Annotated in this window: 6 protein-coding genes; all 6 read right to left on the bottom strand. The window is 34.6% G+C overall.

Annotated features, from left to right (window positions below; genetic code table 11):
- Positions 1-42: 42 nt before the first annotated feature.
- Positions 43-582, bottom strand: a complete 540-nt coding sequence (gene msrA / locus ACOQOS_RS13135; protein ID WP_420570923.1) for a peptide-methionine (S)-S-oxide reductase MsrA — start codon at positions 580-582, stop codon at positions 43-45.
- Between the two features lie 524 nt (positions 583-1,106).
- Positions 1,107-2,546 carry an alpha-amylase family glycosyl hydrolase gene (locus ACOQOS_RS13130; RefSeq protein ID WP_420570922.1) on the bottom strand — a complete coding sequence of 480 codons (1,440 nt, stop codon included), beginning with the start codon at positions 2,544-2,546 and terminating at the stop codon, positions 1,107-1,109.
- 17 nt (positions 2,547-2,563) lie between these two features.
- The gene (locus ACOQOS_RS13125; RefSeq protein ID WP_420570921.1) at positions 2,564-4,951 is read right to left on the bottom strand and encodes a TIM-barrel domain-containing protein; all 2,388 of its coding nucleotides are present in this window, start codon (positions 4,949-4,951) and stop codon (positions 2,564-2,566) included.
- 3 nt (positions 4,952-4,954) lie between these two features.
- A complete protein-coding gene (locus tag ACOQOS_RS13120; protein ID WP_420570920.1) occupies positions 4,955-7,024 on the bottom strand; it encodes an alpha/beta hydrolase in 2,070 nt (689 codons plus the stop codon).
- A 339-nt stretch (positions 7,025-7,363) separates the two neighbouring features.
- On the bottom strand, positions 7,364-9,322 hold the full coding sequence (locus tag ACOQOS_RS13115; RefSeq protein ID WP_420570919.1) for a glycoside hydrolase family 13 protein: 1,959 nt from the start codon (positions 9,320-9,322) through the stop codon (positions 7,364-7,366).
- Positions 9,323-9,726: 404 nt separating this feature from the next.
- Positions 9,727-12,033 (bottom strand): glycoside hydrolase family 65 protein, encoded by a 2,307-nt coding sequence (locus tag ACOQOS_RS13110; protein ID WP_420570918.1) that lies wholly within the window; start codon positions 12,031-12,033, stop codon positions 9,727-9,729.
- Positions 12,034-12,070 lie beyond the last annotated feature (37 nt).

Raw genomic sequence — 12,070 nt, 5'->3', positions numbered from 1 at the left:
AACTCAAGTAAAGTTATTTTTACTTGAGTTTATGAATATTAATTATTTGAGTTTATCAGCAAATAGCTTACGAAGTTTTGTCAACTTTGGTGTAATCACATAATTACAATATCCTTGTTGCGTATTTCTACGGTAATAATCTTGATGTTCTGCTTCTGCTTCATGGAAAGTTTCTGCAGCTGAGACTTCTGTTACAATTGGTGCATCATAATATTCAGCAAGTTGCTTTACCACAGCTACTGCAATTTGTTGTTGTGTTTCATTGTGATAAAAAATAACAGAACGATATTGCGTTCCTACGTCAGCACCTTGTCTATTTAAAGTGGTAGGATCATGTGTTGCCATAAAAATTACTAAAATCTCTTCAAAAGAAATAATATCAGCATCAAATGTTAACTGAATTACTTCAGCATGTCCTGTAAGTCCCGAACAAATTTCTCTATACGTAGGTTTTCCAGGAACAGTTCCGCCAGTATATCCTGAAACGATAGTTTCTATACCACGTACTTCTTGAAAAACAGCTTCTGTACACCAAAAACAACCGCCACCAATAGTTGCGGTTTGTATATTTTTATTTTTCATAATAAGATTTCTTCTAAAAAACGCCTCAAAGATACTTATAAAATGGCTGTTTTTTTCAGCATTAGTCGTAATGCAACAGAAAAGCTTAATACTGTCATAGTTGTCACAGCATAGTGTCAAAACTTAACTTTTACGACATATAAAGTCAGAATATTTAACAGTAGTTTGACATTAACAAATACGTTTATCTACAAAAATGATACATTCGTCGAAGGATAAACAGTTATTGTCTAATATATAGGGTTTTATGAAATAGTCGTGTTATATTTGGACTTAACTTTTTTTCATGGTTAAAGTAATTTATTGGTTATAAATTATTTCCCTTATTACCCTAAGACCCCAAATAAGAATAACCAATTTTTGGTAAGAAAAAAGAGCTTCTGGAGAGAAGCTCTTTTTGTTTTTAATAAAGTTCGATCATTGAAAGTCGAAAATATCAAAAAAGAAACGGTTTGAAGAATGCTTAAAAAACATCAATTTAATTTTATACGTCTTTTAATTTTTCAAATAATTTCTTTACTATTTTATTCAGGCATTAATATCATATATTGCCAAGCTTGTAATGTTACATTTTCGCCTTCTTTGTAAGTAACTTTTTCGCCAGTCATATAATTTGTAAAACTTCCTGTAAGAGCAATCGTTGTGGTTACCGTTTCTTTGGAAAGATTACCTATGTATATAACTTGTTTGTTGTCTTTTTCACGTTTAAATGCTAAAACAGCATCAGTATTACTTGTAGTAAGTTTTGTGTATGAAGCTGCATTTTTTCCTCCGTGTAAAGCGACACTGGTATTTTTTAATGCACCTAATTTTGCTAATAACGGCCACATTTTACCTTTTGTTTTAGGAATTTTATCTTTTTCGAAGAATTTCAAACGATGTTTCATGTCATATTCTTGTCCTGAATAAATCAATGGCATTCCTGGCGCTACAAAACTCAAGGCAGTAAATGCTGCTGCGCCTTCTCCCATACGTTCTTCAATAGTTCCATTCCATGAATTTTCATCATGATTGGTCACAAAATTCATTAAAATATCATCATTTTCATACAAAGAATCAATCTGTTGCATACGTTTGTCCCAATCTGCAACTGTTTCTTCTCCTTTTGCAATATGATTCATGCGGTGATGTGTGTCCCAACCATACGCCATGTCGAACAATCTACCTTTCAATAATTCTGGTTCCCAAGCTTCTGCTAGCATAAAAATATCTTTGGTAGCGCGCAATTGTGGAATTGCTTCTTCCCAAAAATCTGTTGGTACTGAACCAGCAACATCACAACGAAAACCATCTATATTTTCCTTAGCTAACCAATATTGCATGTCTTTAATCATGGTTTTGCGCAACTCTTGGTTGTCATAATTTAAATCGGCAACGTCTGCCCAGCCAACTGGAATTCCATCTTCATTTAACGGATCAGTAATTTCACCTTTCGCATTTTTAGTATAGAATTCTGGATTTGTTTTCAACCAAGTATGATCCCAACCTGTATGATTTGGAACCCAATCCAAAATCACATAGATATTGTTTTCATGTGCTGTTTTAATTAATTTTCTAAAATCTTCAATCGTTCCAAATTCAGGATTAATTTTTGTAAAATCTGAAACCGCATAATAACTTCCTAAATATTTTTTGCGTTCTTCTTCATCTTCAATCTCACTAGCAAATTTACCACCAGTTGCCTTACGTTTGGTTTCGGAAATAGGGAAAATCGGCATTAGCCAAATTACTTTTACGCCTAATTCTTTTAGTTGCGGAATATCTTTCGTGAATGCTTCAAAAGAACCTTCTTTCGAATACTGACGAATGTTTGCTTCATAAATAACCGCATTTTCCATCATTTCAGGAGAAACATCAGCAATGGCAGCTTCTTTTTCTTGTGGTTTTTTCTCGACTTCTTTCTGTTTCGTTTCGCACGATAGTAAAAGAAGTATTGTGACTAAAAATAAACTTAGTTTTTTCATTGATAATATGTTAATTTTTATAGTTTGATCGTTATTTTACGTTCTTTTTTTGTGTTCCAGTCAATGATAAATTTGACAGTTTTATAGTTTTTATTCCACTTAAATTTGACACGTTTTCCGCGGAATTTTATTTTTCTAGGTTTTGAGTTAATATTGTGTACAACAACTTCTATATTTTTGGTTGATGTTGAATAATGTTTGCCTGTTTCTGCAGATAGTTTAAGTTCCAAATGCTTCTTTTTCTGTGCACTTTTAAATGTTAACAGTTCGTACATTCCCTTTTCATACGCTTGTTTTGTGTCTCCATCATCGACATACATTTTACGTTCACTTTCAGGAATACTTTCATCATTGTAGTAATGCAGCTGAAGTTTATTCGGATCATACTCTGAAGTAGATTGCATTGGATTTGCTATGGGAATAAATGCACCGCCACGGACATATACAGGAATTGAGTTTTCTTTAACTTTAACTGTTTTTGTTTGTCCACCGATTACTTTTTCATCGTTTTCAAAATCAAACCAAACACTACCTTTTGGAAAATAGATGTCTTTCGTTTGAACGCTATCTTTCATAATTGGTGTCACTAAAAAGTCATTTCCCCACAAATAAGTTTCTGCGTTTGTATATAAACTTTTGTTAGTTTCTTCTTCAAAAAATAACGGACGCATGAGTGGCGTTCCTTTTTGATTATTTTCAAAAGCAATTGTATAATTGTATGGTAATAATTGATAACGTACTTCAATAGCTTCTTTGGCTAGTTTTTTTGCTCTTGCGGAACGAAATACAGGTTCGCTTGGAACTTCTTCTTGCGCATGTGGTCTGTAAATAGGTTGAAAAACACCGTATTGCAACCAACGTATGTATAAATTATCGTTCAAATTCGCGCCAGCAAAACCGCCTAAATCAGAGTGCATATAACTCAAGCCTTGCATTGCCATTTGTAGTGCAATTTCTGGCTGCGATTGCAATCCGCCCCAAGTTCTATTTACATCGCCCGACCAAGGAATGAGTCCGTAACGTTGCGATCCAGAATAGCCTGCACGCATTAAAATAAATGGTCGCACATTTGGAAAATCTTTAGCATAACCTTCATAAATTAACCGTGCCCAATCGTGTCCATAAATATTATGTTTCTCGTTAGCAGTTCCTGTGTGATGTAGTAATTTTTCTGGATGAACTTCAGGTTCTCCTAAATCGCCCCAAACGCCCGAAACACCTAATTCTGCTAGATTTTTATAAATATTCCAAAACCATTGTTCTCCTTTAGGATTGTAAATATCAATCAAACCTGTATTTCCGAAATAGAAGTCGTATTTATATGGATTTCCAATAGAATCTTTCGCTAAAATGCCCAAATTAGAAGCTTCATGCCAACGTTTGGAAGTCGTTAACACAAAAGGTTCAGTAATGAAAATTGTTTTTACACCTTGATCGTTAAAATCTTTAATCATTTGCTTAGCATTGGGAAATGAGTCTTTGTAAACCTGCAGATTTCCCATTGTTCCTTTGATTTCCTTTCCAAACCAATACAAGTCTAAAATGATGGCATCTACGGGAATTTTTTCATCTTTAAAAGCTTTAATAGTAGCTTCTGTTTCTGCTTGTGAATGGTAGCCAAATCGACTCGAAAAGTTTCCAAATGCCCAACGTGGTGGCAACGGTTGTTTTCCTGTAAGGTTGGTATAGTTATCTATGACATCTATCCACGAATCACCAGCAATCACTTGATACGTTTTGCGTCCAGAAATGGTTTCATACGTAAGTGTGTTGTCTTTTTTGCTGTCTAAATCCAAATAACCAATAGGCGCGTTGTCAAAGTGAATCATGTATTTGTTGGATGAGATTACAATTGGTAGTGTAAAATTCATCAACTCGGAACGTGTTTCATATCCGTAATGCGCTCTATTATAGAGTTTCAGTCTATTTCCGCGACGATTCATTCCTAAGGCACGTGCGCCGCCACCAAACAAAATTTCATCTTTTGTCAAGTTGAACTGAATTGCTTCTCCATCAGTTATTTTTTGATAACCGTTTTTTTCGGAAACGATTGGTTTTCCCTTGTAGCTGTATGAAATCTGAAAGGGTGATTTTTGAATCGTAACTTTTATACCTTTAGTATTGATGTAAGCATATTTTGCATCTTCTCTTAGGAAAGAATAATTAAGATTAGATTTTAAAATTACGGCATGAGAATCCTTTTTTTCAATTTCGTTATTTGGAATAAATGTAGTTTCTACTACTTCGGTGGTGTAAAAACGAATTTTATAAATTCCATCGGAAACCTTTATTTGATAACAATCTGGTTTGTGCTCAATAGTTTTATAAATACGATTGCTATTTTGCGCAACTGAAAATTGCAAACACAGCGATATTATGAAAAGAGTCTTAAATAATATTTTCATGAGTTATTTTTTTAGCAAAAATTCTAAAGGAATGTGTAATCGTTTTTGCCAAGCATTTTCGGAATGATTGGCGCCTTCAAATTTTAAATTTCTGTAATTAGCATCTGTGTATCCTTTTTTCTTGAATATGGTATCTACAATTTCTGCGTATTGTGGATAATATTTATCTAGAGTTTCTGTTCCGTAATCAAAATAAAAACGATGTGTTTCTGGTGAAGGCACATGATCGCTCATATATGCAAAAAATGTATCAGGAATCGGATTGTTTTCCGTGGTTGGAACAATGCCTTCCCAATGTGTCGAAATACAAGCAGCCGCACTATAAATTTCTGGATATTCACACATCGCATACATGGAGATTAATCCGCCCATGCTTGAACCTGCTACAAAAGTATGTTCACGATCTGTTTTCACAGCATAGGTTTTATCAATATATGGTTTCAATTCTTTTGTAAGGAATTTTAAATAATTGTCTGCATTAAAAGCGATTTCAAAATTTTTCTTTTTGGCTTCCGCTAGGAGTGCCATTTTTGTTTCTTCATTCAAGTAATTAAATGCTTTTTGCGGGAAATAATCTTGCCATCGAATTTCAGCAATATTCCATGGAGATACCACAATAAAGTCCTTAACTTTTCCTTCGTTCATGAGTTTGGAAGCCACTTCGTCTACTTGCCATTCTTGTTTGTTCCAAGTAGTCGTAGCGTCGTATAACATTTGTCCGTCATGCATGTATAATACACTGTATTTTTTGTCTTCTGAATAGTTTTCAGGCAACCAAACATCTACATTTCTAGGACGAATATAGTTTGATGGAAAGTCTGTAACACGCAACAATTTTCCAGCGGCAAGTTGTACTGTTTTTACTTCTTTGGCAATTGGATTTTTACTTGGTTCAAATTTTACCTCTTCGGAAAACAACCAAAGTAATGCATCTTTTAATTCAGATCGCCAAAAAGTTTCGCTATGTGTTCCATTAGGTGAAAATTTAGAGATAAAATGATCTTTTGGGAAGTCGTTTTTATCAAGAAGTTGTAACATTTTATTGAGATTATCAACCATGTTTTTACCTTCTTTTTCGCCCATTAGGTAGTATAATTTTGAGTGTTGAGCTTTCGCTAGATTTTTCTCAGTATGCGTATATGTTTTTTCGGAAAACCAAAATGAAGGTGAAAATACGCCAGCTTTTCCAAATACATCTGGATGTGCAAATACTGCATAATGTGAAATCAATCCACCCATAGAACTTCCCATGATGGCTGTGTTTTTGGCATCTTTTTTAGTTCGATATGCTTTGTCAATAGCAGGTTTTAATGTGTTTGCGATAAATTCTACATATTGTTTTCCTTGTGGCGAACCATATTTTTCATGCTTCCAAGCAGTGTATTCTTGCATGCGATTTTCACTGTTATCAATAGCAACGACAATCACGTCCAAACCATGCGTTTGATGTAATTTGTTTAAGGTTTCGTCAACTTCCCATTCACCAGAATACGAAGTTGCCTTGTCAAACACATTTTGACCATCATGTATGTACAATACTGGATATGATGCTTTGGATTTTGAATAGTTTGGCGGTAGATACACTGAAATTTTTCTTCTCGTATTTAGCTGCGGCATGTTAAACGTTTCAGCAAAAGTTTCCACATTGGGTTGTTTGGTAGTTATGGTTTTGTTGTTGTTACCATTAGACCAAGAACCAATAGCAACTTGTATCATTTCTGGATGATTCTTAAAAGTGTAGGTCCTGTTTTCAATATTTTGTTGGTTTTCGTCAAGTTCGACTGTTTCCCAAGTTCCGAGCGTAAATTTAAAGTTGATGGTTTCCCGATGATTTGGAAGAGTAATTTTATAGTAGGTACTATCCTTTTTCTCCAGTTTTAATTCTGGTCTTCCGCCTGACCAACCTTCAAAATCTCCAGAAATATAAATATCTCTCGTAAAATCATGATCACTTGGCAAATTGGTGACTACCAGTGTGACAGATTTTTTACCATCGGTGTTGTCGTCTTTTTGTTTTCTTTTGCAGGAAAGGAAAAGAAACGATAGTAATATGATTGTGATTCTGTAATTCATAATATATTTTGATTTCTTAGTTATCTCGACTGCGCTCGATATGACATTTTATTTTTTTAATATTGATTGTTTCGAATTGCTTCTCGATACTATTTTTCTTCATTTTATTTCGAAAAATCACTCGAAGTGACGTTTTATCTTTTTTAATATTGAGACTTTTGTTTACATTTAGATTCGTCTTTGCGAGAATTTTTCATTGAGTTTGTCAAAATGAAAAATTCGTGGCAATCTGTTTCTTTCGAATTATAGACTTGTATACGATAGCGAGATTACCGCGTCACTAAGTTCCTCGTAATGACGTTTCAAAAAGTCTCAATACTCAGTACTAAAATCTCACTACTATTTATTCGTCAAAATGAGACTTCCTTTTTCTTTGAACGTTATTTCATCATTCCATTTAAATTTTTCGCCAGTGATCACATTTGTCAACGTTTTTCCTTGCAAATTCATTTCTGCATAACGTTTCAAATCTATGGTAATTGGCTTTTCATTTTTGTTGATGATATGTACTACAGTTTCATCGCCTAAAGTTCTGAACAAGAAATATGTTCCCATGAATGGCGCAAAATGTGTGGTTTTCCCTTCGTGAATGGCTTTGCTTGTTTTACGATAGTTTACTAGTTTTTTTAAGTAATCTTGCATGTCTTTTTGATCAGCAGTCAAACCTTTACCTGTAAATGCATTGATAGTATCATCTTGCCAGCCACCAGGGAAATCGGTTCGAATTAATCCGTGATCGCCAGGTTTTTCAAAGTCATTCATTAAGATTTCTGTTCCATAATAAATTTGAGGAATTCTAGGTAAAACCAATTGATAGCTTAACGCCATTTTGGTATTGATGATATCTCCGTTGAGTTGTGTAAATATTCTACTCATGTCATGATTGTCTGGGAAAATCATAATGTTTTTTGGACTCGCGTAATGGAAGTCGTTAGCCAAACCTTCATAGATTTTTACTAAACCTTTGTCCCACGATTCTTCTTCAGTTAGTGCTTCTACTGTTTTGCGTTGCATGGCAAAATCCATTGTAGATGTTAGATTACTTTCATAACCATCTTTATTGTTAGCGCCTTTTTGCCAATACCCAATGAGTAATGGATTGTAGCTCCATTCTTCACCAACAATAGAAAAATTAGGATATTCTGTCATGATAGCGCCTGCCCATTTGCTCATAAATTCTTTGTCTGGATACGGATAGGTATCTTGACGAATTCCACCAAGTCCAAGTGCTTCTATCCACCAAATACTATTTTGAATGATATATGTTGCCATGTATGGATTGCGTTGGTTTAAATCAGGCATTGATCTTACAAACCAGCCATTTGTCATGCCTTCTTTGTCACTTTTAGAAGCATAACTATCTTGATTGGATGTTCTTCTATGATTTGAATAGATTGTTTTTTCGTTGTTTTCGAATTCTTTTTGATAGTTTACCCAATCGTCAAAAGGTAAGTCTTTCATCCACCAATGTTCTAATCCACAATGATTTGCTACTTGATCCATAATGAGTTTCATTCCGCGTTCGCTGGCTTTATCTGCCAATTCTTTGTATTCGTCAAATGTTCCGAAACGTGGATCTACTTGGTAATAATCTGTAATAGCATATCCATGATAAGAGCTTCTAGGCATATCGTTGGTAAGTAGTGGACACGACCAAATTGCCGTAAAACCCAAGTCATCAATATAGTTGAGATGTTGTGTAATTCCTTTGATATCGCCACCATGACGCGCATAATCATCTTTACGGTTGATCGTTGCTTCTTTTAACAGACTTACTTTTTGTCCAGCTTCATTGATTCCTGAGCGCTTCATCGGAATATCATTTGTAGTATCTCCATTTGCAAATCGATCTGGAGTGATGAGGTATAAAACATCTGAACTGTTGAAACCAATATAGTCTTCTGCTTTTTTTACACGTTTTTTGAGTTCGTAGGTTTGTGTAAGTATTGTTTCGTTTTTGAATTGGAATGTTATGTTGAATTTTCCAGCAGCAGTGTTTTTTGCAATATCTATATCAATGAAAAGATAATTTGGACTTTGTCCTTGTTGTACTTTTTTGATGTTGATATTTGTATTTGCGATAGTTGGTGTTGCTTTTGCAATGTCTGGATGTTTTACTAGTAGTTGAAGATTGGTGTTTTTGAAACCTGTCCACCAATACGGTGGTTCGATACGTTCGATATCGTTTTTGATTTCGGTTACTTCTAATGTTTTTGATGTTGCATCAGATGGTGTTTCTTTTATTTGTTTACAAGAGAAGCAAAATACGAGTATGATAAGTACGATTATTTTTTTCATCTGATTGGTTTTTAGTATTGAGATATGATACTTAGTTTCAAAGTACTTCTCGATACAAAATTTTTTCAAAATTTCACTCGAAGTGACGTTTTAGGTTATTGATATATCCTTAACGTCTGATCGAGTGAAAAATGTGATCACATTTTTTGTATCGAGATCTACTTTGTAACCTACTATTTATAGTTAAAGAGAAACAGATTGCTTTGACTTGACTCGCAATGATGTTTCAAAAAACTAGCATTTTATATGAAACCTAAAAGTTTCTGACTAGCCCTGATTGCAGCGGCATCCTCCCGATTTTCTCGGGAGATACAGCGGAAAGCAGGAAATAGCTCCTTATTTATATTTTGAAATTACCGTAAAAAGTGATTCTGATTACGGTAATTTTAAATCATACTTGGAATTCAAACAGTAACCAAATCATTTGGTGATACTGCTACTTTTTTTCCATCTACTAAAATCACAAGATCGTCACCTTTTTCAAGTTCGAACGAAGTTCCGTTGTGTGTGACATTGATTTTTAGAATGTGATTTCGGTAGTTTACTTTGAACGAATATCCTTTCCATTGCCATGGAATTCGAGGTTCAAAGGAAAGTGTGTCATTTTTTATACGCATGCCACCAAAGCCTTCTACGATACTCATCCAAGTTCCTGCCATGGATGTAATGTGTAAACCTTCTTCGACTTCTTTGTTGTAATCGTCTAAATCGAGTCGTGATGTACGAAGATAGAACGTGTATGCCATGTCCATTTTGTCTAGCTTTGCTGCTTGAATGCTATGTACACATGGCGAAAGAGACGATTCGTGCACTGTGAATGGTTCGTAGAAATCGAAGTGTTTTTCGAGTTCTTCGTTGGTGAAATGATCTTCAAAGAAGTAGAAACCTTGTAGGGTATCTGCTTGCTTGATGTATGGTGAACGTAGAATGCGATCCCAACTCCATTTTTGATTTATAGGTCGCTGCGATGTGTCTAAATCGGCTACGCTGACTAAGTCTTTATCTAAGAAACCATCTTGTTGTAAGTATACGCCGTACTGCTCACTGTATGGGAAATACATATTTTCTGCAACTTCCATCCAAGAAGAGATTTCTTGGTCAGATAAACGAACTTTTTGTATGATACGTTTGTGATCGTCTGCGTATTCGTTTTTTACTTTTTCAATATGTTCTTGAGCAAATTTGATACACCATTGTGCAATATAGTTTGTGTACCAATTGTTGTTTACATTGTTTTCGTATTCGTTTGGACCTGTAACTCCAAGAATTACATATTTGTTTTTTGCAGTAGAGAAACTTGCTCTTTGATGCCAAAAACGTGCAATTCCGATCATGACTTCTAAGCCCATTTCTGGAATGTAACTGTAATCACCTGTGTAACGTATATAGTTGTATATAGCAAAGGCAATAGCTCCGTTTCGATGAATTTCTTCAAAAGTAATTTCCCATTCGTTGTGACATTCTTCACCATTCATAGTCACCATTGGATATAATGCCGCACCATTGTTAAAACCTAGTTTTTGGGCGTTTTCAATTGCTTTTTCGAGATGATTGTAGCGGTATTGTAATAGATTTCTAGCTACTTGCTGATCTTTGGTAGTCATGTAGAAAGGAATGCAGTAAGCTTCCGTGTCCCAATACGTACTTCCTCCATATTTTTCACCTGTGAATCCTTTTGGTCCAATGTTAAGACGAGAATCTTTTCCTAGATATGTTTGATTGAGTTGAAAGATGTTGAAACGAATTCCTTGTTGTGCTTTTACATCGCCTTCTATGGTAATGTCTGCCATTTCCCAGATTTTCGCCCAAGCTTCTTTTTGATTTTCCAACAATGCGTCAAAACCTAGAGTAGTTGCTTCATGCAATGCATTTTTTGCAGCAGTGATGAGTTCGTATTTGTCATGATTTGTACAAACTGTATATCCACCATATTTATATATTGTGAATGTGTCATTAGTTTTTACTTCTTGTGAGTAATGAAACGAAATGTCTGTTGATTTTTCAGAAACGTTTGTTGGTAAATCTAATGATATGTCATTTAATTTTAATTCTGTTTGCATGAATGTACATGCATAGAAGTCTGTTTTTAAGGTTTTTGCAACAATAAAAGCTTGGTTGTTTTCATCTTTGACTTGAATGGTTTCCCAGAATTTTTCTTCCCAGTTGGCATCTTCATTTTTGATGCCAGCATCTAAGTAAGGAGTATATTTGATGGTAGCATTGCTGTTTAGAGGTTTTATACTGTAGGCAATAGCTCCAACTTCATCATTATTTAAACTTAAGAATCGTTTTGCAGCAACTGCAATTTCGACATCATTTTGTAAAGTTGCAGTAAATGTTCGTTCGTACCAACCTTCTTTCATGTTGAGTTCGCGACGAAAGTTACTTACTTTTTTACAGGTGTTTAAATCGAGAATTTCATCATTGATTTTTACATTAATTCCTATCCAATTTGGTGCGTTGAGTACTTTGGCAAAATATTCTGGATAACCGTTTTTCCACCAACCTACTTTTGTTTTGTCAGGATAATAAACTCCAGCAATGTAACTTCCTTGAAAGGTTTCTCCAGAGTAGTATTCTTCAAAATTAGCTCGTTGTCCCATGGCGCCATTTCCGATGCTGAATAGGCTTTCGGAAGATTTGACACTTTCGGCATCAAATCCTTCTTCGATGATTGACCAATTATCTGGTTGTATATAATTCTGATTCATTTTCTTTATGGGTGTTTGGTTTTGGGTTATGGGTTAT

Source organism: Kordia sp., from assembly GCF_965224175.1.
Lineage (GTDB): Bacteria > Bacteroidota > Bacteroidia > Flavobacteriales > Flavobacteriaceae > Kordia.
This window is presented reverse-complemented; position numbering and strand designations above follow the sequence as displayed.